The following is a 22,720-nucleotide window of genomic DNA, read 5'->3' on the forward strand; positions in this document are numbered from 1 at the left end:
ATGGACAAAATTTTTGATATCTTGCCTTATTTTTTACTCATGCTTGTCCGTTTGACCAGTTTTTTTCTAATTGCTCCTATTTTCTCAATGCGAGGGGTACCCGCTCAATTTAAAGTGGGCATCGCAGCCTTTTTAGCGTTTGTTGCTGTGTCAACGTTGCCTATGGGTGAAACGATTCTTTTGGACTCGACTTATCTTTTATTAATCATTAAAGAGTTGGCGACAGGTTTGGCACTCGGCTTTACAGCAGCACTCGTGTTATATACCGTTCAAATCGCAGGCGCTTTTATTGATTTTCAAATGGGCTTTTCGATGGCCAACGTGTTGGATCCACAAACGGGTGCACAAGTACCGATTATCGGTCATTTCAAGTACATGATGGCGTTATTATTCTTGTTGACTGTAAACGGTCATCATTTGATGCTAGATGGTGTTATGCAAAGCTTGCGCGTATTTCCGGTAGAGCGTTTAGCTATTTCAGTAAAAGCGGAAGACATTGCACAGTTTATGACAGGCTTATTTGCAGAAATGTTCTTGATTGCCCTGCAAATTGCGTTGCCAATCGTCGGTGCTTTGTTTTTAGTAGATATTGCGCTTGGTATTTTGGCAAAAACGGTACCTCAGCTAAATATATTCGCTGTAGGATTGCCGTTGAAAATTTTTGTTGGTTTTATCATGCTTTTTCTGACCATGCCTGTGTTTTTTTATATCCTGCAGATTCTCTTTGAGAAACTCTTGGTGAGTATGGCTCAACTGATTCGTTTGTTAGGAGGAACGTAAGTGGCAACTAGATATCGCTTGGATCTGCAATTTTTCGCGGGTGAGAAAACTGAAAAAGCAACACCGCAAAAACGGCAAGAATCCAAGCGGAAAGGCCAAGTGGCAAAAAGCCCGGAAGTCGCGGCCGCCATGATTATTATCGGGGGGATTGTGCTCCTGAATTCGCTCGGTGGCTGGATGATGGACCGAATTTTAGCTATTTACCGGATTCATTTTACGCAATATATTTCCTGGGAAATAACACCGGCCACTATTCGTACATTGTTTGAGCAAATGGCCATGAATGCATTTTTACTGATGCTGCCTATTATGCTTGTCGGTATGGTCTTCGGCTTTCTCGGTAATTTTATCCAAGTAGGTGTTATTTTCACGTCAGACCCAATCATGGCAAAATTTGAGCGGTTAGATCCAATCAAAGGGGCAAAGCGCATTTTTTCAATGCGTGCTTTAGTCGAATTAGGGAAGTCCCTCTTGAAAATTGCCATTATTGGCGGCGCTGCATTTGGCGTATTGTGGGTAGCCAAAGATGAGTTATTTACGTTATCACAAAAAAGCATTGGCTATTCGTTTTCTTTTATCGGTTCGTTGGTTTTTCAAATGGGCTTGATTGCAGGGCTGATCTTGTTAAGTTTATCGATTCTGGATTATATTTACCAAAAATATGAATTTGAAAAAGGTATCAAGATGTCGAAACAAGACATCAAAGATGAATACAAAAAAGCGGAAGGCGATCCGCTCATCAAATCAAAAATAAAAGACAAGCAACGACAAATGAGTATGAACCGGATGATTCAAGATTTGCCAAGTGCAGATGTATTGATTACCAATCCGACTCATTACGCTATCGCGATCAAGTACGATGCCGAAACGATGGAGGCTCCGGTCATCATCGCAATGGGGAAAGATCACTTGGCGTTAAAAATTAAAGAAAAAGCAAAAGAATTTGGAATTGTGACGATGGAAAACAAACCTCTCGCACGAGCACTATATGCCCAAGTTGAAGTTGGGGATGTTGTCCCAGAAGAATTGTTTCTGGCTGTGGCTGAGGTTTTAGCATATATTTACCGACTTAAAGGAAAAATTCGATAAACAGGACAGAGGAGGGGACCCGCGTGAAATTTAGAGATTATGCCATCATGGTAGCCGTTATCATGATTGTGGTGATGATGGTCATCCCTCTTCCGCCGCTCTTATTAGATGTATTAATTATGATCAATATTAGTCTTGCTCTGACCATTTTGTTAGTTGCAATGAATACAAAAGAACCGCTGCAATTTTCTATTTTTCCTACGTTACTGTTGTTAACAACTTTGTTCCGACTGGGGTTAAACGTTTCGACAACGCGTTCGATTTTGACCAATCAAACAGGCGGACAAGTGATTGAAACGTTTGGTTCGTTTGTGGTCGGAGGAAGCGCCATTATCGGGATCTTGGTATTTCTCATCTTGGTCATTATCCAGTTTCTTGTTATTACAAAAGGTTCCGAACGCGTAGCCGAAGTGGCTGCGCGATTTACACTCGATTCCATGCCTGGTAAGCAAATGAGTATTGACGCCGACCTCGGCGCTGGAATGATTTCGGATCAAGAAGCGAAAAACCGCCGTGAAAAAGTAAGTTCGGAAGCAGATTTTTACGGAGCGATGGACGGTGCCAGTAAATTTGTTAAAGGAGATGCCATTGCCGGGATTATTATCACTATCATCAATATTATTGGTGGTTTGTTAATTGGCGTTATGGTTCACGGCTTGCCGTTCGCAGAAGCAGCACAACTGTTTACGTTACTGTCTATTGGAGATGGCTTAGTTTCTCAAATTCCAGCGCTATTAATTTCGACAGCGATGGGCATTGTCGTCACACGTGCAGTATCAGACGGCAATTTAGGGTCAGATATCACAAAACAACTTTTCGCCTATCCAAAGATGTTGTATATTGTTGCTGGAACGTTAGTAATGTTTGCGGTTTTTACACCAATCAGTCCGATGCTTGTTGTGCCGATTGCAGGTGTCATCGCTTATGGTGCTTTCCAAATGCAAAAAACCTTAAATTCTGAAGAAAAACAAGAAGTAGAATTAAGCAAAGACGATAAAGAAATAGAAAGTATGAAAAGCCCAGAAAGTGTTATTGATTTACTGCATGTCGACGCCATTGAATTTGAATTTGGCTATGGATTAATTCCAATTGCTGACAAAAATCAAGGCGGCGATTTACTGGACCGTGTGATTATGATTCGTCGACAATGCGCGATGGAGCTAGGTATTGTCGTTCCAGTTATTCGGATCCGTGACAACATCCAACTGCAGCCGAATGAATACATGATTAAAATCAAAGGCAACCAAGTCGCATCAGGTGAAATTATGCTTGATCATTACTTAGCCATGAGTCCGGGCATTGACGACGAATCAGTAGAAGGCATTGAAACCGTAGAACCGGCCTTTGGTATGCCAGCTTTATGGGTCGATGAAGACATGAAAGAAGAAGCGGAAATGGCAGGTTACGCCATTGTTGATCCGCCGTCTGTTGTGTCTACTCATTTGACTGAAGTGATCAAACGCCACGCGCATGAATTAATCGGTAGACAAGAAGTAAAATCGCTCATTGAAAATATGCGCGAAACAGCACCAGCAGTAGTCGAAGAGTTAGTACCAAATTTAATGACCATTGGAGAAGTACAAAAAGTGTTAATGAAACTTTTAAAAGAAAAAGTATCCATCCGCAATTTATTAGCCATTTTGGAAACATTGGCAGATTACTCTACGCAAACAAAAGACGCAGACTTGTTGACAGAATACGTTCGCCAATCCCTATCGCGTCAAATTACTTTACAATACGCTACACCAAAAGAGCCGTTGCAAGTGATTACAGCAGGCGCCAGCCTTGAAAAGAAATTCGCTGACTCAGTCCACCGGACAGAGCAAGGCAATTACTTATCAATCGACCCAGAGTCGTCTCAGACAATCTTCCAGCGGATCACAGAACAAGCGGCGCAGCTTCAGCAAACCGGCGTTCAGCCCATTTTACTGACGTCTCCTGCTATCCGTATTTACATGAGACAATTTGTCGAGCGTTTTGCACCCGACTTGCCAGTGCTGTCCTATAACGAACTAGAACCAGAAATTGAAATTCAAAGTGTTGGAGTGGTGAACGTCTCATGAGGTTGAAAACATATATCGTCAACACGATGGCGGAAGCACTCCCAATGATTAAAAAGGATCTAGGCGAAGATGCGTTGATTTTAAATACCAAAAAAATCAAAACAAGTGGATTTTTAGGTTTTTTCAAGAAAGAAAAATTAGAAATCACAGCTGGCGTTGATGCAATCCTCCCTGGAAAAGAGTTGCCAACTAATATGAAATCTTTAACAAAGCCAAATAATCAAGAAAACTCCTCAGCAGAATTGATCCATGAGTTAAAAAACATTAAGCAATTTATGATCAAGCAGATGAAAGAAGAAGACCTTCCTGAACCCCTGCGTTTGGTGAAAAAGCATCTGATTGCGCAAGAAATAGCGCCGGATATTTTGACAGACTTGCTAGCAAAATTGATGGCAAGAGTTGAATTTAACACTGACCAAACGTTAGAGAGTGTTCAACGCTTTGCTCGTGAAGAATTAGTCGCAATGATGGATTCGCATCAGTGTGATGAAATTTCACAACAACCAGAAATTATTTGTTTTATCGGTCCGACAGGAGTTGGGAAAACAACGACAATCGCTAAAATTGCGGCTGATTATATGCTGACAAAGGATAAAAAAGTAGGGTTGATTACTGCGGATACTTACCGTATTGCGGCAGTTGAGCAATTAAAAACCTATGGCAGCATCTTGAATATTCCAGTTAAAGTAGTAGAGTCTTCTGCAGATTTAACGAAAGCAATCGAAGATTTTCATGACTGCGATATCATCTTAATGGATACGGCAGGCCGAAATTATCAGCAGACGCAATATATTGAAGACCTTAAGCAGTTACTGCCAACTGATAGTAAGGTACAGATTCACTTAGTATTGAGCTTAACTGCCAAATACGAAGATATGAAAAAAATAATTAATAATTTCCGCTCCATTTCTATGGATGAACTGCTATTGACTAAAAAAGACGAAACCAGTTCTTCGGGCGCTATCGTGAATTTGATTTGCCATTACGACATTCCGATACGCTATATCGCTAATGGCCAAAATGTACCGGATGACATTATGATGTTAACGTCCGAATTGGTGGCTGACTTTATCTTAGGGGACAAGATTGATGTGTGATCAAGCAAATCAGTTAAGAGAAAAATAATGACGAAGCAATCTGACAAAATCGTAAATTAACGGATTTATTATAAAAATTTTTAAAAATAAGAGCGGCTTTTCCGCTTGGAAATGGTGGTGAAAAATCATGCTGAATCATAAATTATCAAAAGAAGAACTTTCTTATTGGAGCGATTGGCAACAACACCAGGACCCACAGGCTGGCGAATACCTTGTTGAACAGTATCTTCCTTTGGTTGATTACGTGATTCAACGGTTCATGATCAGTTTGCCTAAAGTTGTGGAAAAAGATGATGTCCGCAGCTATGCCTATGAAGGACTACTCGATGCATTAAGTAAATTTGATATTAAAAGAGAGTTAAAATTTGAAACCTACGCTTCTTGGCGCATCAAAGGCGCCATTATTGATGGGTTGCGACACAGCGATTGGCTGCCACGATCCGTTAGAGAAAAAGTAAAGAAAATTGAAAAAGCCTATCTTTTGTTGGAACAGCAAAATAGTGCATCTGTATCTGACGAGGAAGTTAGCTCGTATTTGGGTATTACAAAAGCTGAGCTTAATAAGACAGTCTCAGAGGCGGCTTTATCGACAATGATTTCAATGGATGATGAACATTTTGAAGAACGTGGGATAATGGGGAACCATCACGCACAATCGCCTGAACGCCATTTATCAGATCGAATGACGAAAGAATCATTAGTTCGTGCGATTGAATGTTTGCCAGAAAAAGAAAAAATTACGGTGTCGTTATGTTATTTTGAAGAAATGAAATTAACTGAAATTGCAGAAATTCTTAGTGTCAGCGTATCAAGAGTTTCACAGCTTCACTCAAAAGCTATGCTTCGTCTGCACGCTTCGATTTTAGCTGTACACGATCATTATTAAAGTTAAAATCACAAACAGAAGGCCAAGGTGGTAATCATGGAATGGCTATTGATCGTAATTAGCATTGTGCTAATGCTAGTAAATATTCTGTTGATACTAACAGTAAAAAAACAACGTATTGAAAATGAGTCAACTAAAGTCCAGGAAAAGATGGCTGAGTTTGTGGCTCAACTTGAAGAAGAAAATAATGAATTATATAATAAGTTAACCATCTACATAAAAGAGCGCGAAAACCAGTTAGCAGAACGAGTTGGACGATTGGAACAAAAAGCTGTGCTGACAATTGAAAAGACTGATCGGGAAGAAAAGACTACTGTAGAAACTGAAAAAATAGTTCAGCTTTCCAAACAAGGATTTTCTTCTAAGCAAATTGCTAAAGTGCTTCAAGTTGATTTTGGCGAAGTCGAGCTTATTGTTAACATGAACCACAAGCGGCATAGCAGCTTTACAAGAGACGAGGTGCTGTAAATGCGCATTGATAGTCAGAATATGATTCAAAATGACCGCCTGCTAAAGCAAGTTAATGGCAACAAGTCGGGCGAACTTTTCTCAACTGCTATGAGAAAATCTCAGTCCAAGCTGCAACATGATTCATTAAACCAGTTAATGAGCAGTATAGATAAACTAGGACAGAAACTAGCCAATCAACACACACTTGAAAATCTAGTGAATTACAAACAAGTAATCAAACAGTTTGTGTCAGAATCCGTAAGTCATGGCTTGCACTTATCAGACAAACAGGGTTTTATGTCGGACGGAAGTTTAACGTCACAACAAATTATCAAAGTAATCGATAAAAAAATGATTGAAATCCAAGACGAAGTATTGAATAATGAAGAAGAAGGAATTGGTACTTTAGATCTAGTTGGAGAAATCAAAGGTCTGCTTGTAAATTTGTATATGTGACCGAGGACGGAGAGAGTGAAATGTCAGAAAATCGTCGCGAATTTTTTCGGGTTATTTTCAATCAGGCGTTGAATGGCAAAGTTTCAGTTTACGGAGGCAATTTTTTGCCAGTCGAGATTTATGATGTTAGTGCAGGAGGTCTAGTATTTTCTTCTGTTCTTAATATTCCTCTAGGAGAAAGCGTACGTTGCAGCTTTGAAATATTAGATAGCGCTTTCATGTTAGAAGGGTCCATTGTCCGCAAAGCGACTGGTGTTGATGTGGTAAAGTGCGGAGTGGAGTTCTCTGTAGACCAAGGAACTTCTTCAGAGTTGTTCAAACAACTAAATCACTACCAAATCCGCAATCGGAAAAGTTTCCTGACAGACTAGCCCTGTGGTTTGATGAAAAAGAGACTGTCTTAAAGATCATAAATGCTAACGTTTAATGACAACCTTCTAGCGTTTTTTGAAAGCCTGGTTAATTACTAGTCAGACAACGCTTTTGCCAACTGTTTAAAAACAAAAATAAGCAGAGAAAAATCGTTAGATTTTTCTCTGCTTATTTTATTTTTGGCAACTTATGGATACTTTTTTTTCAATTTATAAAAGTTAAATAAAGCGAGTAATTTTGGATAGGAGGAATTTCTAAAGAATATAGAGAAGTAATAGCATTAACGAAAAAGAAAAAGAAGGTGACTTACCCATGGAACTTAAAAAGCAATTGCATTTTGAACTTACAGAGTTTGCAGACGATCGAGAAAAAGAACGAATACCGGCTACCGCAAATTACGATTATTGGTTGTTGCTAATGGAATATTTTCTGGCTAAGTCTGATACGTTTGAAATTCATTGCTGGAATGAGGAATTTGCAGTGGTTAACGAAATCACTTTAAACCTTCCAGGGTTAGTTGAGATTACTAAAGAGCAAAAGATGACAATTTTTGCGGGACTGTTAACAGTAGAAATCGCTGAATTTCTACTAACGCATCATGTTTATGAGAATAAAAGACTGGCGTGGTTTTCAGTATTTTTAAGTAGAGGAGAGCAGCACATTTTTTCTTCAGAGCATTGGGGTACAGAGTTTTTTGTTCCAGATGTCACACAAGAAGACTTACTATTCATTAAGCATGTAACACCCGATGACGCGGCATTTAATGTATACGAATAAACGTAAACCCTCCAAGAGTTAGCTATTGGAGGGTTTTTACTAAATATTCTTAAAAATCAGAAATTTGTTTGACTTTATCTCTTACTAAGACAATAATAAGAAGAGTACTTGTTTCTAAAATATGGAATTAAATAGTTCTATTATAACGAAAAGGAACAAGTGTGAAGAATGGCTTAATCGAAAGAGCTTTATTTTATTGCTTAAGGAACGATTAAAGAAGATCGAAAATTTGAAGATGGAGGAATGAAAATGAAAAAAACAACGATCAGTGCTATTATTTTCTTATTTATTTTTGGATTTTTAGCGGCATGTGGAACTGAAGATACAACAGAAAAAGCTCCTGATGATGGAACTGAAACCAAGTCTGGTGGAGTGCTAGAGAGAATGGAAGAATCCGGAAAATTAAATGTAGCATTTGAAGGAACTTATCCACCTTTTAACTTTATTGACGATAAAGATGAATTCCAAGGATTTGATGTTGACATCTCTAATGAACTTGCAGAACGTCTAGGGGTAGAAGCTAATTTTATCGCAACCAAATGGGATGGACTAATTGGAGGACTAAAAGCAGACAAATTCGATATTATTATCGGCCAAATGACAGTTACAGAAGAGCGACAAAAAAGTGTTGATTTTACAGATCCGTATGTAATTACAGGTTCAGTACTAGTAACACGTGAAGATACAGATGACATTACAAAACTTGAAGATATTAAAGGGAAAAAAGTAGGTGTGGGTGGAGGAACAACTTTTGAAGAAGTAGCCAACAGCGTGGATGGTGCAGAAGTAAAATTGTATAAAGCAGTGGGTGACTACATTCAGGACTTAACAAACAAACGTCTAGATGCCATCATCAACGACCAATTATTGATTAGCTACAACATCAAAGAACAAGGTCTGCCTATTAAAATTTCAAGCGATATTTTAAATAAAGATGAAATCGGTATGGCAGTCAACAAAGGAAACGAAGATTTTATCGAAAAAGTCAATATGGCTTTAAGTGAAATGAAAGAAGATGGCACGTATGCTGAAATCTATAAAAAATGGTTTGGAACAGAACCGTTAGAAAGTTAATTGTTCACAGCAGATAATTCAAACTACTAATTTCTGCTTTTTGATATTGCGCATTCTGTACTCAACGCGTTTATCTGAAGCAATTTTTTGCCGCAAATTTTGCCTTTATTCGTTTATACGCGATAAGTGAGGAGTGGGGAAATGCATATCTTCGTTTTAGGAACAGGTATGATTGGCACTACAGTCGTAACAGAATTGGCTAAATTGACTAAGCATGATGGTCTGAAAACCATCACAGCTGTTGATATCAATCAAGCGAGCATCGATAAATGTCTAGCTATTGCTGACAATCCACAAGTAATTGGTAAAGTGGCAGCGTTAGCAACAGAAGACGATATTGCCAAAGTGCTAAAAGGTGCTGACCTAGCGATAGGATGTCTTCCACATTCGTTAAGCCTACCAGCAATAAAGGCAGCAATTTCTTCGAAATGTCATTTGATTGATTTGGTAGGATCTCATTTTACTGAAAAACTAGCGCTGCATGAACAAGCACAGCAAGCAGGAGTATTGATTGTCCCAGGCTGTGGAGTTGCTCCGGGCATCACCAATTTTTTGGCAGCCCAAGGAATTGAATTATTGGATGAAGCGAAAACAGCGATTCTCTCTTGTGGTGGAATTCCAAGATATCCGGACCCACCATTAGGGTATCAAGTTGTTTATCGTCTTGAAAGTTTACTTGGTCTTTATACGAGGCCAGCAACTGTGATTCAATCTGGAAAAGTAGTCGAGCTAGCTCCGCTTTCAGAATTAGAAGAAGTCACGTTTCCAGAGCCAGTTGGCTTATGTGAAACAGTGATCACAGATGCGCATAGTACGGCTTTTATCTTGCAAGGAAAAGTAGAAAATTTAGTAGAACGAACTGTCCGCTATCCGGGTCATTGGAACAAGATGAGCGTGTTAGCAGAACTTGGATTTCTTGATGAAACCCCGATCACTATTGGAGACATTTCGATTAGCCCAAAATTATTTGCAGAGAACGTTCTATTGCCTAGTATGTCGGGGCATTCAGTCGAAGATATCACTGTTTTGAGAGTAGAAGTAAGTGGTGTCAAACAAGGAGTTTCGACAAAACATACATGGGAAATGATTGATTTATACGATCATGAGCGAAAAATAACGTCAATGGCTAAAACCACTGCCATTCCAGCGTTACTAATCTCGCAATGGATTGCTAGTAAAAAAATAACAGAGACAGGCGTTATTCCAATTGAAAGTTTAATCGTTCGAGAACGATTCCAGCCTTTTTTAACTGAATTGAGCCAATTAGAGATTGAGATTGAGTATAAAGAAGAAATTTTCGATGAAAAGGAATAGCGTTTTACTTCTTGTCTAATGGGAGGACTTATGGATTTTACAATTGTTATTGATTCATTGCCATCGTTGCTCAAAGCGACAGGAATGACAATTTTTCTCGCTGCCATTTCGATTTTAATTGCTTTAGTGATTGGCTTTCTGACAGCCATTATTCGTATCCTGAAAATAAAAGTGTTAAATGAAATTGCAAATGTTTACGTTTCATTGATGCGTGGAACTCCGCTGTTGGTGCAAATTTTTGTTATCTATTATGGACTGCCTCAAATTGGCATCGTATTAGACCCAATATCATCAGGTATTTTAGCGTTGAGTTTAAATGCAGGAGCTTATTTATCTGAATCTTTCAGAGCTTCTATTTTGGCAGTGGACAACGGGCAAATGGAAGCTTCTATGTCGATGGGAATGACGTATCCGCAAGCTTTAAAGCGAATCATTCTTCCGCAAAGCTTACGAATTGCGATTCCAACGCTATCCAATTCATTTATTGTCTTAATTAAAGACACTTCTTTAGTTTCGGTCATCACAGTTACAGAACTACTACAGATGTCGAGTTTAATCATTGCAAAAACATTTGAGCCATTAACTATCTATTTGGTGGCTGCGGCGATTTATTGGGTACTGATTTCTTTTTTCACCAAATTACTGGATCGCTTGGAAATTCGGTCATCCAAGTACTTAGTCAGATAAAAAATCATTCTGCAAGAAAGTCTTTTGCTGGCTGTCGCCAGTGAGTAAGGCTGTATAAAAGGAGACTGATCGGCATATGATAAAAGTTACCGGATTGGTAAAAAACTTCGGAGACAACGAAGTTCTGAAAGGAATCGACTTATCCATCGATAAGAGCGAAGTAGTTGTTATCATGGGACCAAGTGGGTCAGGGAAATCGACTTTGTTGCGTTGTTTAAACTTTTTAGAAGAACCGACTGAAGGACTTATTCAAGTTGGTGACTACGAAGTAAAAGCTGGAGGGAAAATTGATCGACACCGAAAAAAAGTAATCAGGGAATTGCGGAAAAAAACGGGTTTTGTTTTTCAATCATTTAATTTATTTCCTCATAAGAAAGCGATTGAGAACGTTATGGAAGGACCCATTGCTATACACGGTAAGGGTCCTGTAGAAGCAAAAGCGATTGCTGTCGAACTGCTTGCCAAAGTAGGATTAGCTGACCGAGCCGATCATTACCCAGCGCAGCTGTCAGGTGGACAGCAACAGCGCGTGGCGATTGCTCGCTCTCTTGCATTAGATCCGTTGGTTATGCTTTTTGATGAGCCGACTTCAGCGCTCGACCCTGAACTCGTACGTGAAGTGCTATTGGTTATCAAAAGTTTAGCAGAAGAAGGCATGACCTTGGTCATCGTGACACACGAAATGAATTTTGCGAAAGAAGTGGCAGATCGCGTCGTGTTTATGGATGAAGGAATCATCGTTGAGCAAGGAACTTCACAGCAAATTTTTGAACATCCAAAAGAAGATCGAACCAAACAGTTTCTATCAAAAGTAGAAGCAGTGGTTACAGAGTGAAACGAACCGGCCAGAAAGAAGGCTGGTTTTTTTGTTGTATAATGAGAAAAAAAGAAAACAGTAACGAAACGTTTGAATTACAACTAGAAGAAGTATCAGGTATTGTGACCGTTGAGTTTGAAGAGTTGGCAGCATTATTTAAAAAAGAAAAAGAAAGGATAGAAGTCGATGAAATTATTCACCAATCTACTAGTAGACCGCCTTTTAGCAAGTGGATTGGGTTAAAAGATTTTGTGCCACATAGTCAAGCTTACCTAGAAGAAATTATAGAACGAATTCGATGGGCACTATAAGACAAAACGGCAATGCCCTTAAAGGCAATGCCGTTTCAGACTGTAGACAAAAGAATGATTATTCATTTTTTTGTATGCATCTAGGATTCTCCACACCAAGCGGACGCTTTCCGCGGACTCCGCGCTGAGCCTCCTCGTCGCAAGCTCCTGCGGGGTCTCATCCCTTCGTTTTTCCGCAGGAGTCGCCACTTGGTGCTCCGAATCCTTAAGTGAGTAGATGAAAAGGCTTGATCATGTATTTTTATTGTGAAATGGACTAAATAGTCTCACTTTGATTAGAGCTGGAACCCTCCAACTGGGCTGGTCCACGAAGACCCCTGTGGGACAGCGAAAGCTGAAGACCCCGCAGGAACGTCAGTGACGAGGAGGCTGAAGCTGAGCCCACCGGAAAGCGAAGTGGCCAGCCCAGTTGGAGATTATACGTCACTATTCAGTTTAATAAGACTTTGTCTACAAGCTGAAACGGCAATGCCCTTAAAGGCAATGCCGTTTTTTAATTAGCTATTCAACTCAAGAAAAAGTAAGTAACAGAAACGACTAAACTGCCAATAGAAAACAGTAAGCCAATTTGAAAAAAGGCATTTCGGTTCGGGAATTCTCGATGATAGTCAACGGAATAAGTGGTTCTTTTTTCGCTTTCTTGAATGAGTTGATCTTTTTTGTTTACTTTTGCAAAAAAGTTTCGTGTGCTTTTAAAAAAAGCTGTAAAAAATTGACCTTCAATCAAAAGCATGACGGAATAAATCATTAGCAATAAAAGTCCAATCAAAAATAAAGCATCAATCCATTTAGCGAGAGTCCAGAGACTGTGTAAGAAAAAAGGCAAAACAAGTGAAATAACGAAGGAAATAAAAAATAAAATGCGTTTAAAATTCATGCAAGTCGATCCTTTCTTTTGTGATTTTAGATTACCATGTTAATTATATATTTGAAAATTTAAACATCTTGTTGCCTATTTATGCAATAACAATTATGATTAAATAGAATTATCAAATAAATGGGGGTATGAAAATGGGGAGAAAGAGAAAGACGAAAATTTTCATGATTATGATTGCATTTGTTCTATTTTTAGCAGGCTGTAACTTTAACTCGTCAGAAAGTTCGAATGAAGAAACTGGCGGTTCAGAAGGAGAAACTAAACAAGTATTAAATATTTCAACTACAGCAGATATTCCTACTTTAGATTCTACAAAAGCACATGACGGTATTGCCTTTACAGTATTGAATAATGTCAACGAAGGTCTTTACCGCCAAGATGAAAACAATGAACCAATTGAAGCTTTAGTAACAGAACATAAAGAAAATGAAGATAAGACGGTTCACACGTTCACATTGCGTGACTCGAACTGGAGTAATGGAGACCCCGTAACTGCACAAGATTTTGAATATGCATGGAAACGCGTGATGAAAGATGCGAGTCCTTACAACTTCATGTTTGTAACAGCAGGCATTAAAAATTCTGAAGCTATCATGAACGAAGAAATGGATACAGAAGATTTAGGGATTAAAGCAATTGATGAAAAAACAGTAGAAGTGACATTGGAAGCAGCAAACCCGTTGTTCCAATCGTTAATGACGTTCCCAACTTTCTTGCCTCAAAACCAGAAATTTGTTGAAGAACAAGGCGACCAATATGCATTGGAAGCAGAAAATGTTCTTTTTAACGGTCCATTCACATTGGTTGACTGGACGCACGAACAAGGCTGGAAATACGAAAAGAACGAAGACTACTGGGATGCAGATGCAGTGAAGTTAGATGCAATCAATGCATATGTTGTAAAAGACCCAGCAGCAGGCATCAACTTATATGAAACCAATAAAGTAGACCGCATTGTCTTAAGTTCAGAAGCGGTAGACCAAAACAAAGATGACGAAAACTTTGACACAATTTTAGAGCCGGAAATTCTTTTCCTGCGTTTCAACCACAACCATCCAGTACTAGGCAATAAAAACATTCGTCAAGCCGTTAACATGGCAATCGATAAGAAAAGTTTAACAGATGTTATTTTGAAAAATGGTTCGACACCATTAGATGGGATTGTTCCAAAAGGATTCTTCAAATCACCAGCAGGTGAAGATTTCCGCGACATAAATGGAGATTTTAACACAGGCACAGTAGAAGAAGCTCAGAAAGTTTGGGAAACAGGCTTAAAAGAAGCTGGAGTAGAAGAAGTAAACGTTTCAATCAACATTGCAGACTCTGAAGATCATAAAAAAGTAGCAGAATACATTCAAGCGCAATTGGAAGACAACCTTCCAGGATTTAAATTGAATATCAAAGCGGTTCCTTTTGCTCAACGTCTAGAAATCGAAAAAGCAATCGATTATGATTTGTCTTTATCTTCATGGGGGCCGGATTATAGTGATCCAATGACTTACTTGGATATGTGGTTAGAAGGCGGTTCAGCTAACCGTATGGATTATTCAAATGCAAAATTGGAAGAATTAGTGGCATCAGCAAGAACAGAAACAGATCTTGAAAAACGTTACCAAATGTTGTTAGATACTGAGAAAATCTTGCTAGAAGAAGATGCAGCAATTGCACCACTTTATCAAGACGGTACAGCTGTCTTGATGAGAAGCAAAATCAAAAATCTATTGGTTCATCCAACAGGAGCTTCTTTTTCTTACAAATGGGTGACAATCGAAGAATAAAAACATAAGGTTACAGCTAATAGATACGAGGGTGTAGCCGGTTAACGGGACATCCTCGTATTTTCAATGGCTTGAAAAAGTCGCTCAGCTTTTTCGGGGTCGCAGAAATTCAAGATCTCGTGCAACTGGTAAGACAAGAGCGCAACTTTGCAGTCTTTCTTCTAAAAGACTTAGAGTAATGATACGCATGAGTGAGTGACAACTTTTACTCTTTTATTTTCAATAAATCAAAAGAACACTAGACAGAGCGATGAGACAAGTGATCTTCCAAAACAAAAGCCAATCCAGCGTTGTGGCGAAGAACGTCGTCTCGCTGGTCTGTTTTATGACAGACAAAAGCTTGCGCTTATCATTTTACCCTATAGATAGAACTGAGGTGTTTGCATGAAAGGATATTTACTGAAGCGTATTGGCTTTATGATTGTTACGCTTTTCATTATTGTGACAGCTACATTTTTCTTAATGCAACTATTACCCGGTACGCCGTTTACCAATCCAGAAAAATTAACGGATAGTCAATTGGCAATTTTAAATGCTAAATATGGATTGGACCAGCCGGTTGCCATTCAATACATACAATACATTGGCAACTTGCTTCAAGGTGATTTAGGGTATTCATTCCAGCATGAAGGGCGAACGGTTACAAGTATGATTAGCGACCGGGTTGGACCTTCTGCGTTTATCGGATTGCAGGCGTTGGTCATTGGTGCGATTATCGGAATGATGTTGGGCATTGTTTCAGCTTTAAAGCACAACTCCATTTTAGATTATGGTTCAGTAACATTAGCAGTGCTCGGCATGTCTATTCCCTCTTTTGTTTTTGCTGCGCTGTTGCAGTATTACGTAGGAGTAAAGTTAGAATGGCTGCCTGTTGCTTTATGGGAAGGATACTCTAGTACGCTCATGCCTTCTATCGCGTTGTCAGTTACGGTAACGGCAACAGTTGCGCGTTTTATTCGCAGTGAAATGCTCGAAGTGATTGGGCAAGACTATATTACTACAGCTAGAGCTAAAGGTTTAAAAGAACATCAAGTTATGGTCAAACACGTAATTCGTAATGCGCTTATTCCAGTTGTTACGATGTTGGGGCCACTAGCTGTATCAATTATGACTGGGACGTTGGTTATCGAAAAAATATTTGCTGTACCTGGACTAGGTGAACAATTCACTTTATCGATTTTGGTACTGGATTACAGCGTAATTATGGGAATCACGATTTTCTATAGTGCCTTGTTTATTTTCGTTGTTTTTGTTGTCGATATTATTTACAGCTTGTTAGATCCACGCATTAATTATAAGGGAGGAGCAGCATGACAAAAAACACATCAAATCTTCCCTTGCATCAAGACTTACAAGTACAAAACCAATATGCGTATGAAGACATTCCATCAGACTTATTTGTTAAAGCACCGCTTGACGACCGAAAAAGTGAAGAAATTGGAACACCAGCAGTTTCTTTTTGGAAAGAAGCTTTTCATCGCTTGATCAAAAATAAAGGAGCGATGATTTCATTAATTTTATTGGTTTTTTTAATTATTCTAGCGCTAGTGGGGCCTGGAATGAATGAGTTTTCTTACCGTGAACAAAACTTAACGCATTCGAATCTGCCTCCAAAAGTTGAAGGTTTAGAATGGATGGGCTTTAGTGGGTTAAACTCGCAAGACGTAAACGAATATGCCGAGCGAGATGTTCAAACGAATTATTGGTTTGGTACAGATGAATTCGGACGCGATATTTGGACCCGAGTATGGCGGGGAACACAAATTTCTTTGTTTATTGCAGTGGTGGCAGCTGCGCTTGATTTGTTAATCGGGGTTATTTATGGCGGAATTTCTTCGTTTTATGGAGGACGCATTGATAATGTCATGCAACGGATCATCGAAATCCTTATGGGGATTCCGAACCTGATTGTCATTATCTTGTTTATTCTTGTACTAGAGCCTGGAATTACTTCCATTATTTTAGCGATGGTCATTACGGGATGGGTTGGAATGGCGCGTGTTGTACGTGGGCAGGTCTTGCAATTAAAGGGACAGGAATTTGTTTTGGCTTCACGAACGCTTGGTGCTTCAAATCCACGCTTGATTTCCAAGCATTTACTGCCAAACGTTATGGGTCCTATTATTGTTACAGTGATGTTCACAATTCCCACGGCGATTTTCTTTGAAGCATTTTTAAGTTTTATCGGACTGGGGTTACAAGCGCCACTCGCATCTCTCGGCGTACTGATTGAAGATGGCTATAAATCAATGAGGTATTTTCCCTATAAATTGATATTTCCCGCTTTAGTAATTAGCATCATCATGATTTCTTTCAATTTACTTGGCGATGGACTGCGTGATGCACTAGATCCAAAAATGAGAAAATAAAGGAGTGCCCACCATGACCAACACGATTTTGACTGTCGAAGATCTGCATGTAGCGTTTAGAACTCAACACGGTAAACTGACAGCGGTAAGAGGCGTGAACTTTGAGTTAAAAAAAGGAGAAACGCTCGCCATCGTTGGAGAGTCGGGTTCGGGTAAGTCCGTAACGGCAAAATCTATTATGCAGCTACTGCCAAAAGCGACAACCGAAATCACAAAAGGCGATATTAAGTTTAACGGCGAAAGTTTATTGCAAATGTCTAAAAATCAAATCACTAATTTACGTGGTTCGGAAATTTCTATGGTTTTTCAAGATCCTATGACTTCTCTCAACCCGACGATGAAAGTAGGAAAACAAATTATGGAAGGGGTTCAGCGACATGAGCGGTTAACAAAAGCTCATGCGCGTGAACGCGCACTGGATATGCTCAAGCTAGTTGGGATTCCACAAGCTGAAAATCGACTTGAAAATTACCCACACCAATTTTCAGGTGGCATGAGACAACGTGTGGTGATTGCACTAGCACTTGCTAGTAACCCCAAAGTATTAATTGCAGACGAGCCAACAACAGCTCTCGATGTAACCATTCAAGCGCAAATCCTTGAATTGATGAAGGATTTACAACAAAAAACAGAAACAGCTATTATTTTAATTACGCACGATTTGGGTGTAGTTGCGAATATGGCTGATCGCGTAGCCGTTATGTATGGTGGCAAAATAGTGGAGCAGGGAACGCTGGATGAAATTTTCTATAATCCTCAACATCCGTATACACTTGGACTCCTGCGGTCTATGCCCAAACTAAATGAAGACCGTGGACAACCGCTAATGCCGATTGCCGGTTCACCACCTAACCTTGCAACTCTTGGAGAAGGCTGTGCATTTGCTGCAAGGTGTCCGCACACGATGTCAGTATGTCACACGTACACACCGCGCGATACAGTGTCTGAAACTGGCCATTCTGTAGCTTGTTGGCTACAAGACTCACGAGTTTCTGTTGCAACAGAAAACAGCAAACTTGTCGAGACAGGAAATTCTTCATCTTAACATGAATTGAAAAAGAGTGATCACTAAAAGTCATGACAAATGACCTTTGGTGACCGCTCTTTTTTGATAGAGTTCTTCTATTTAATGGCTCTGGAATACCATTCATCAATGTATAAATGCCCATCCACGACATGGATAAGATGATAAGGATGCCAAATATTTGTTTGTGCGCCGATATCAATAAGGATAGAAATTAAAATAACAAATCCAAAAGAAGCTAGTAATGTCTTTGTGAAAACTGGTGTTTGTGTTAGAAATCCAGATCCAATCGCTGATGTAGCCATCAAAAAAGCAGCGCCAATCAAAACACTACGATTCATATTTTTCATCTTCTTTACGTGATTTATCAAAATCCCCCTTAGTTTGTGTTAAACAAAGTCGCCTATTTTCACAATATGAATGTCCGATTCTTTTAAGGATTTTGAAATCTGAAGGGCAAAAGCAAGTGCGTTGATGCCGTCTCCGTGTATACAAATCGTCTCTGCTTCAAGCGCAACATCGGTCTGTTCCACAGTGGCAACTTTGTTTTCCTTAACCATGCGAACGACTTGATCGATGGCAATTTGTGGATCGGTGATTAAGGCGTTGCTTTCAGTTCGTGGTGTTAAAGAGCCATCTGTTTGATAGGTTCGATCTGAAAAAACTTCGTTTGCAGTACGTAAGCCAATTTTTTTCCCAGCTTTAATGATTTCACTGTCCGACAGTCCAAACAGTACCAATTCGGGATCGATTTTATAAACTGCTTCTGCAATCGCTTCTGACAACGCACCGTTTTTGACTGCCATGTTGTAAAGAGCACCATGTGCTTTAACGTGCTGTAAGTGGCCCCCTTCGGCTTTGACAAAACCGGACAAGGCACCGATTTGGTAAACGACCAAATCGTAAGCTTCTTGAGGAGACAAGGCCATGTTGCGACGTCCAAAACCTACTAAATCTTGAAGTCCAGGATGAGCCCCGATGCCAACGTTTTTCTCGAGCGCCAGTTTAACCGTTTTCCGCATAGTTGAAGCGTCACCAGCATGAAAACCGCAAGCGATGTTTGCTGATGTTACGTAATCAAGTATTTCCTCGTCGTTGCCCATCTGGTAAGCGCCAAAACTTTCACCCATGTCGCAGTTTAAATCTACTTTAAAAGTCATGTCCATTCCTCCTGTTTTAAGTGAATTGCGGCTTTTACTTGCCGAATGTATTGTTCTTGTTCAACCAAGCGCTGTTGCGCATCTTGCAGAGAAATCTCTTTGAAACGTAGATGCTGTCCTTGTTTCAACTGGCTAACGAGCGGTAAATCAACAGAGATAATCTGTCCGATTTTTGGATAGCCACCTGTTGTTTGGCGATCTGCTAACAAAACAATCGGGTTGCCATCCGCTGGAACTTGAATAGACCCAAATGCAACCGCCTCTGAAATCAATTCAGTGGGCATTTCTAAAGCCAGATGTGCACCTTCTAATCGGTAACCCATACGGTCAGAACTTGCTGAAACAGTAAAAGCTTCACTGAATATTCGTCTCTTGCTGTCTTCGGTGAATAAGTCGAATTGCTTTCCTTTGATCATACGAATTATGGGCTCTTCATAATAGCGAACGGGCGGAAGTAGCCATTCAAACTCATTTTCTGTATATTGATGCAGTGCTTTCGTTTGTAGTAGATTCATTTTACCAATGTGTACTTCATCGCCTTTTGTTAAAGCGCGTCCTTGAAAGCCGCCAATTCCAGCACGCAAATAAGTTGAACGGCTCCCCATCAATTCAGGAACGTCAATGCCACCAGCAACTGCTAAATAACAACGTGTACCAATACGAGGCTCACCAAACGTCAAAGTACTTCCTTTTTTTACAGGAAGCATGCGCCACATTTTTATGTCGTTATCATCTAGTTGAGGACTTAAATCTCCACCACATAAAGCAATAACAGCGTCTTTAGTAAATTGAATTGTTGGCCCGATTAAAGTGATTTCAAGCGTAGCAAGTCGTTCATCATTGCCAGTTAGTAAATTGGCTATGCGATGAGCAAAAGGATCCATGGCACCACTGACAATGACGCCGTATTTTTGAAAGCCTACTCTACCGAGGTCTTGAACAGATGTTTGTAAGCCGCTCTTAAGAATTTTCAGCATTCAAGTCATCCTCCCATGCGTGATACTCTTCTTTGGAGATTTCCTTGAAAATAACTTTGTCACCTGCACGAAGCAGACTCGGAATATCTTTTTCAGGAAGAAACAGTCGCATCGGTGTTCTGCCAATCAATTGCCAGCCGCCAGGAGTTTCAATTGGATAAACGCCCGTTTGCATGCCAGCGATTCCTACCGTCCGCTCTGGAATGCGAAGACGCGGCGAATCGCGTCGTGGCGCTGCTATTTTTTTAGACATGCCTCCGATAAAAGGAAATCCAGGAGCAAAACCAATCATATGTACCGAGTAATTGCCAGATGTATGAATATCAATAACTTCGCGTGGAGTCAATTGATTGTGTTGTGCCACGAATTCCAAGTCAGGTCCCAAGTCACCCCCGTAGCAAACAGGAATTTCAATGGTTCTTGATTCGATAGGAAGACTTTCTGTCAATTGAGTCAGCAGTTCTTTTAATGCTATTTTCACATCATCGTATTTTGCCAGACAAGGATTGTAAAAGACTGCTACCGTTACAAAGGCAGGAATGAATTCAATCATCCATTCCGGTTGACGGCTTTCTAGTAAAGCAGCTACTTTTCTTACGTGTTGCTCTGTTTGGTCATTGATTTCATCGCCAAGTTCAATAACGATTGCTCGATCTCCAAGTGGTGAGAAAAGAGTATTCACTTACATCTCCTCATTTCCTGATTATTCTTACTAGTTTATTCTAGTATATGGGAGGTTGGACAGTATTTGAACACTTTTGGATGGTATTTTCTTTATTTGGACAGTATTTCGAGTGAAATGGACAGTATTTGAGCAAATACGGATAGTATATCCAAAAAAAGGATAATAACAGCTTCTATTACCAATGAAACAATAAAAAAGCCGCTCAAACGAGAGCGGCTTTTATCCTTTATTCTTCAATATCCACTTTTTGAGTTGCATCGGCACCGTTGAAAAACTCAGCAGAAATTTCAGCGATGGTGCCATCTTCAAGCATTTCGTCAATGACACGGTTTACATTGTCAGCTAGTTCTTTATTGTCTTTGTTCATCACAACGCCAACTTCGGACGGGCTGTATTTCAAGTCTGGATGGATTACGATATCCAGCTCTGGAAATGCAGCAATTGCTAAAGTTTGTAAGTAATAGTCATTTAAAATAACGTCTGTACGGCCAATGGAAACATCGCGTAAGTATGTTTCATTTGTAGCATTATCGTAAACTACTTCTTCAGCGCCATATTCACGAGCAGTTTCCATATAAACAGAAGTCGAAGCACCGGCAGCTTTTTTGCCTTTTAGATCTTCCAAGGTCTTGATGCCTGACAAATCCCCTGAACGAACAATCGCTGTTCCGTATGAGTATTTAAATGGAGTAGAAAAGATGAAATTCTCAGCGCGGTCTTTTGTGATTTCAATGTCGTTTGCAGCAATGTCAACTTGCCCCGTTTGGACAGATGTGAGCATTTCGTCGAAACCAAGCTCTGTAAATTCAATTGCCAATTCTAAGCGCTCGCCAATTTCACGAACTACTTCTACTTCAAAGCCAGTCAAGTCGTCTGATCCTTCATCGCGATACGATGTAGGAAATAATGTCCCTGATGTAGCGACAGTTAAACTTCCAGCTTCTTGGATATCATCCCAAGCGGTCGTTTTTTCTTCAGTTGCTGCATCTTCATCATTTCCACATGCACTTAAAAGCGATACGATCATTAAACCAGCGACTATGGATCCTTTTTTACTCCAAAACAATTTTTTCAATTGCAATTCCCCCTAGTATTTTATGCCATTTAAAACATAGCATTATTAGAGCAGAAGAACAATGATTTAATTGGTAAATAAAGAGAATTAAATCAAAAAGGAAATTTGAGATATCTGAAAATTATATCAATTAGATTGACCAGTGTGGTCAACAGGCATATTCTAAAATAGACCATACTGGTCAACGAAGCAGGAAGAAGGAAAGCCTATGAAGAAATTCAAAAACCTCAATTCTGAAAAACAACAAAAATACTCAATTCAGCATTAAGCGAGTTTGCTGAATACGGCTATGAGCAAGCATCCACTAATCGTATCGCAAAACTGGAAAATGAGCATATCTTCAATTTTATGGAGACAATGTTATTATCAAAAGAGCTCGAGTTGCCGTTACATTTAGAAATGCGATTTGAACAATTGCACCAGCAAGGATATGTCTTGATGCATAAAGAGATCTGTAAGTCTCTAGTTAGAAATGATCTTGACATTGAAAAAGTATTTAATTTAATTCGGTGGGGAATTGACGGCTAACAGCAAGATCTTTTGCGCAAACTACACGACCAAAAAATGAGTAAACTGAATTTTGAGCCGTATTGGGACGAGTT

25 protein-coding genes are annotated in these 22,720 nt (G+C 39.6%); 19 read left to right on the forward strand and 6 right to left on the reverse strand.

Annotated elements, in window-relative coordinates; translation table 11 throughout:
- The 14 genes from fliR (at position 1) to I858_RS01210 (ending at position 12,173) form a co-directional block, all read left to right on the forward strand.
- Positions 1-780: a flagellar biosynthetic protein FliR gene (gene fliR, locus I858_RS01145; protein WP_049693928.1), complete on the forward strand. Its 780-nt coding sequence runs from the start codon at positions 1-3 to the stop codon at positions 778-780.
- Positions 781-1,869, forward strand: coding sequence for a flagellar biosynthesis protein FlhB (gene flhB / locus I858_RS01150; RefSeq protein WP_049693912.1), 1,089 nt, complete (start codon positions 781-783; stop codon positions 1,867-1,869).
- Between the two features lie 23 nt (positions 1,870-1,892).
- Positions 1,893-3,932: a flagellar biosynthesis protein FlhA gene (gene flhA / locus I858_RS01155; RefSeq protein ID WP_049693913.1), complete on the forward strand. Its 2,040-nt coding sequence runs from the start codon at positions 1,893-1,895 to the stop codon at positions 3,930-3,932.
- Positions 3,929-5,029, forward strand: a complete 1,101-nt coding sequence (gene flhF, locus I858_RS01160; protein ID WP_049693914.1) for a flagellar biosynthesis GTPase FlhF — start codon at positions 3,929-3,931, stop codon at positions 5,027-5,029. The genes flhA and flhF overlap by 4 nt, the downstream gene beginning before the upstream one ends.
- 127 nt (positions 5,030-5,156) lie before the next feature.
- Positions 5,157-5,915, forward strand: a complete 759-nt coding sequence (locus I858_RS01165; RefSeq protein ID WP_049693915.1) for a FliA/WhiG family RNA polymerase sigma factor — start codon at positions 5,157-5,159, stop codon at positions 5,913-5,915.
- 36 nt (positions 5,916-5,951) lie between these two features.
- The gene (locus I858_RS01170) at positions 5,952-6,383 is read left to right on the forward strand and encodes a DUF6115 domain-containing protein (RefSeq protein WP_049693916.1); all 432 of its coding nucleotides are present in this window, start codon (positions 5,952-5,954) and stop codon (positions 6,381-6,383) included.
- A complete protein-coding gene (locus I858_RS01175) occupies positions 6,384-6,821 on the forward strand; it encodes a YaaR family protein (RefSeq protein WP_049693917.1) in 438 nt (145 codons plus the stop codon). It abuts the gene before it with no gap.
- 20 nt (positions 6,822-6,841) lie between these two features.
- Entirely contained in the window at positions 6,842-7,192 is a 351-nt protein-coding gene (locus I858_RS01180; RefSeq protein ID WP_049693918.1) for a PilZ domain-containing protein, read from the forward strand.
- Between the two features lie 313 nt (positions 7,193-7,505).
- The gene (locus I858_RS01185; protein ID WP_049693919.1) at positions 7,506-7,970 is read left to right on the forward strand and encodes a hypothetical protein; all 465 of its coding nucleotides are present in this window, start codon (positions 7,506-7,508) and stop codon (positions 7,968-7,970) included.
- Between the two features lie 249 nt (positions 7,971-8,219).
- Positions 8,220-9,044, forward strand: a complete 825-nt coding sequence (locus I858_RS01190) for a transporter substrate-binding domain-containing protein (RefSeq protein WP_049693920.1) — start codon at positions 8,220-8,222, stop codon at positions 9,042-9,044.
- Between the two features lie 141 nt (positions 9,045-9,185).
- Positions 9,186-10,358 carry a saccharopine dehydrogenase family protein gene (locus tag I858_RS01195; RefSeq protein ID WP_049693921.1) on the forward strand — a complete coding sequence of 391 codons (1,173 nt, stop codon included), beginning with the start codon at positions 9,186-9,188 and terminating at the stop codon, positions 10,356-10,358.
- Positions 10,359-10,388: 30 nt separating this feature from the next.
- Positions 10,389-11,045: an amino acid ABC transporter permease gene (locus tag I858_RS01200; RefSeq protein ID WP_049693922.1), complete on the forward strand. Its 657-nt coding sequence runs from the start codon at positions 10,389-10,391 to the stop codon at positions 11,043-11,045.
- A 76-nt stretch (positions 11,046-11,121) separates the two neighbouring features.
- A complete protein-coding gene (locus tag I858_RS01205; RefSeq protein ID WP_049693923.1) occupies positions 11,122-11,880 on the forward strand; it encodes an amino acid ABC transporter ATP-binding protein in 759 nt (252 codons plus the stop codon).
- Between the two features lie 41 nt (positions 11,881-11,921).
- Positions 11,922-12,173, forward strand: a complete 252-nt coding sequence (locus I858_RS01210) for a hypothetical protein (RefSeq protein ID WP_049693924.1) — start codon at positions 11,922-11,924, stop codon at positions 12,171-12,173.
- 505 nt (positions 12,174-12,678) lie between these two features.
- Here the strand turns inward: I858_RS01210 and I858_RS01215 are convergent.
- On the reverse strand, positions 12,679-13,050 hold the full coding sequence (locus I858_RS01215) for a DUF3899 domain-containing protein (RefSeq protein WP_049693474.1): 372 nt from the start codon (positions 13,048-13,050) through the stop codon (positions 12,679-12,681).
- 134 nt (positions 13,051-13,184) lie between these two features.
- Between I858_RS01215 and I858_RS01220 the strand changes: the two genes are divergently transcribed.
- From I858_RS01220 to I858_RS01235, 4 genes are all read left to right on the forward strand, one after another.
- Complete coding sequence (locus I858_RS01220) at positions 13,185-14,828, forward strand: peptide ABC transporter substrate-binding protein (RefSeq protein WP_049693475.1); 1,644 nt, start codon at positions 13,185-13,187, stop codon at positions 14,826-14,828.
- 384 nt (positions 14,829-15,212) lie between these two features.
- A complete protein-coding gene (locus I858_RS01225) occupies positions 15,213-16,142 on the forward strand; it encodes an ABC transporter permease (RefSeq protein ID WP_049693476.1) in 930 nt (309 codons plus the stop codon).
- A complete protein-coding gene (gene opp3C / locus I858_RS01230) occupies positions 16,139-17,197 on the forward strand; it encodes an oligopeptide ABC transporter permease (protein ID WP_049693477.1) in 1,059 nt (352 codons plus the stop codon). The genes I858_RS01225 and opp3C overlap by 4 nt, the downstream gene beginning before the upstream one ends.
- Positions 17,198-17,210: 13 nt before the next feature.
- On the forward strand, positions 17,211-18,242 hold the full coding sequence (locus I858_RS01235; protein ID WP_049693478.1) for an ABC transporter ATP-binding protein: 1,032 nt from the start codon (positions 17,211-17,213) through the stop codon (positions 18,240-18,242).
- Between the two features lie 77 nt (positions 18,243-18,319).
- Here I858_RS01235 and I858_RS01240 read toward each other — a convergent pair whose 3' ends face one another.
- The 5 genes from I858_RS01240 to I858_RS01260 all read right to left on the reverse strand — a co-directional run bounded on the left by I858_RS01240 (position 18,320) and on the right by I858_RS01260 (position 22,118).
- Positions 18,320-18,562 carry a hypothetical protein gene (locus I858_RS01240; RefSeq protein ID WP_162273612.1) on the reverse strand — a complete coding sequence of 81 codons (243 nt, stop codon included), beginning with the start codon at positions 18,560-18,562 and terminating at the stop codon, positions 18,320-18,322.
- Between the two features lie 48 nt (positions 18,563-18,610).
- A complete protein-coding gene (locus I858_RS01245; RefSeq protein WP_049693480.1) occupies positions 18,611-19,381 on the reverse strand; it encodes a LamB/YcsF family protein in 771 nt (256 codons plus the stop codon).
- Positions 19,378-20,358, reverse strand: coding sequence for a 5-oxoprolinase subunit C family protein (locus I858_RS01250; RefSeq protein WP_049693481.1), 981 nt, complete (start codon positions 20,356-20,358; stop codon positions 19,378-19,380). Before I858_RS01250 ends, I858_RS01245 begins: the two co-directional genes overlap by 4 nt.
- Positions 20,342-21,040, reverse strand: coding sequence for a 5-oxoprolinase subunit PxpB (pxpB, locus tag I858_RS01255; protein ID WP_049693482.1), 699 nt, complete (start codon positions 21,038-21,040; stop codon positions 20,342-20,344). Before pxpB ends, I858_RS01250 begins: the two co-directional genes overlap by 17 nt.
- Positions 21,041-21,269: 229 nt before the next feature.
- Positions 21,270-22,118 carry a transporter substrate-binding domain-containing protein gene (locus I858_RS01260; protein ID WP_049693483.1) on the reverse strand — a complete coding sequence of 283 codons (849 nt, stop codon included), beginning with the start codon at positions 22,116-22,118 and terminating at the stop codon, positions 21,270-21,272.
- 348 nt (positions 22,119-22,466) lie between these two features.
- On the opposite strand from I858_RS01260, the gene I858_RS17300 reads away from it, so the two are divergent.
- Positions 22,467-22,646 (forward strand): hypothetical protein, encoded by a 180-nt coding sequence (locus tag I858_RS17300; RefSeq protein WP_239457200.1) that lies wholly within the window; start codon positions 22,467-22,469, stop codon positions 22,644-22,646.
- The last annotated feature ends 74 nt before the right edge of the window (positions 22,647-22,720 follow it).

The organism is Planococcus versutus (genome assembly GCF_001186155.3).
GTDB classification, from domain to species: Bacteria; Bacillota; Bacilli; order Bacillales_A; family Planococcaceae; genus Planococcus; species Planococcus versutus.

What these genes read in the sequence shown, in the direction of transcription:
- flhF (WP_049693914.1), top strand. Translation starts at nt 3,929, where the DNA reads ATGAGGTTGAAAACATATATCGTCAACACGATGGCGGAAGCACTCCCA.
- I858_RS01195 (WP_049693921.1), top strand. Translation starts at nt 9,186, where the DNA reads ATGCATATCTTCGTTTTAGGAACAGGTATGATTGGCACTACAGTCGTA.
- I858_RS01185 (WP_049693919.1), top strand. Translation starts at nt 7,506, where the DNA reads ATGGAACTTAAAAAGCAATTGCATTTTGAACTTACAGAGTTTGCAGAC.
- I858_RS01180 (WP_049693918.1), top strand. Translation starts at nt 6,842, where the DNA reads ATGTCAGAAAATCGTCGCGAATTTTTTCGGGTTATTTTCAATCAGGCG.
- I858_RS17300 (WP_239457200.1), top strand. Translation starts at nt 22,467, where the DNA reads ATGGAGACAATGTTATTATCAAAAGAGCTCGAGTTGCCGTTACATTTA.
- I858_RS01200 (WP_049693922.1), top strand. Translation starts at nt 10,389, where the DNA reads ATGGATTTTACAATTGTTATTGATTCATTGCCATCGTTGCTCAAAGCG.
- I858_RS01205 (WP_049693923.1), top strand. Translation starts at nt 11,122, where the DNA reads ATGATAAAAGTTACCGGATTGGTAAAAAACTTCGGAGACAACGAAGTT.
- I858_RS01240 (WP_162273612.1), bottom strand. Translation starts at nt 18,562, where the DNA reads ATGAATCGTAGTGTTTTGATTGGCGCTGCTTTTTTGATGGCTACATCA.
- I858_RS01225 (WP_049693476.1), top strand. Translation starts at nt 15,213, where the DNA reads ATGAAAGGATATTTACTGAAGCGTATTGGCTTTATGATTGTTACGCTT.
- I858_RS01235 (WP_049693478.1), top strand. Translation starts at nt 17,211, where the DNA reads ATGACCAACACGATTTTGACTGTCGAAGATCTGCATGTAGCGTTTAGA.
- fliR (WP_049693928.1), top strand. Translation starts at nt 1, where the DNA reads ATGGACAAAATTTTTGATATCTTGCCTTATTTTTTACTCATGCTTGTC.
- I858_RS01170 (WP_049693916.1), top strand. Translation starts at nt 5,952, where the DNA reads ATGGAATGGCTATTGATCGTAATTAGCATTGTGCTAATGCTAGTAAAT.
- I858_RS01215 (WP_049693474.1), bottom strand. Translation starts at nt 13,050, where the DNA reads ATGAATTTTAAACGCATTTTATTTTTTATTTCCTTCGTTATTTCACTT.
- I858_RS01220 (WP_049693475.1), top strand. Translation starts at nt 13,185, where the DNA reads ATGGGGAGAAAGAGAAAGACGAAAATTTTCATGATTATGATTGCATTT.
- I858_RS01210 (WP_049693924.1), top strand. Translation starts at nt 11,922, where the DNA reads ATGAGAAAAAAAGAAAACAGTAACGAAACGTTTGAATTACAACTAGAA.
- I858_RS01245 (WP_049693480.1), bottom strand. Translation starts at nt 19,381, where the DNA reads ATGACTTTTAAAGTAGATTTAAACTGCGACATGGGTGAAAGTTTTGGC.
- I858_RS01250 (WP_049693481.1), bottom strand. Translation starts at nt 20,358, where the DNA reads ATGCTGAAAATTCTTAAGAGCGGCTTACAAACATCTGTTCAAGACCTC.
- opp3C (WP_049693477.1), top strand. Translation starts at nt 16,139, where the DNA reads ATGACAAAAAACACATCAAATCTTCCCTTGCATCAAGACTTACAAGTA.
- I858_RS01175 (WP_049693917.1), top strand. Translation starts at nt 6,384, where the DNA reads ATGCGCATTGATAGTCAGAATATGATTCAAAATGACCGCCTGCTAAAG.
- I858_RS01165 (WP_049693915.1), top strand. Translation starts at nt 5,157, where the DNA reads ATGCTGAATCATAAATTATCAAAAGAAGAACTTTCTTATTGGAGCGAT.
- I858_RS01190 (WP_049693920.1), top strand. Translation starts at nt 8,220, where the DNA reads ATGAAAAAAACAACGATCAGTGCTATTATTTTCTTATTTATTTTTGGA.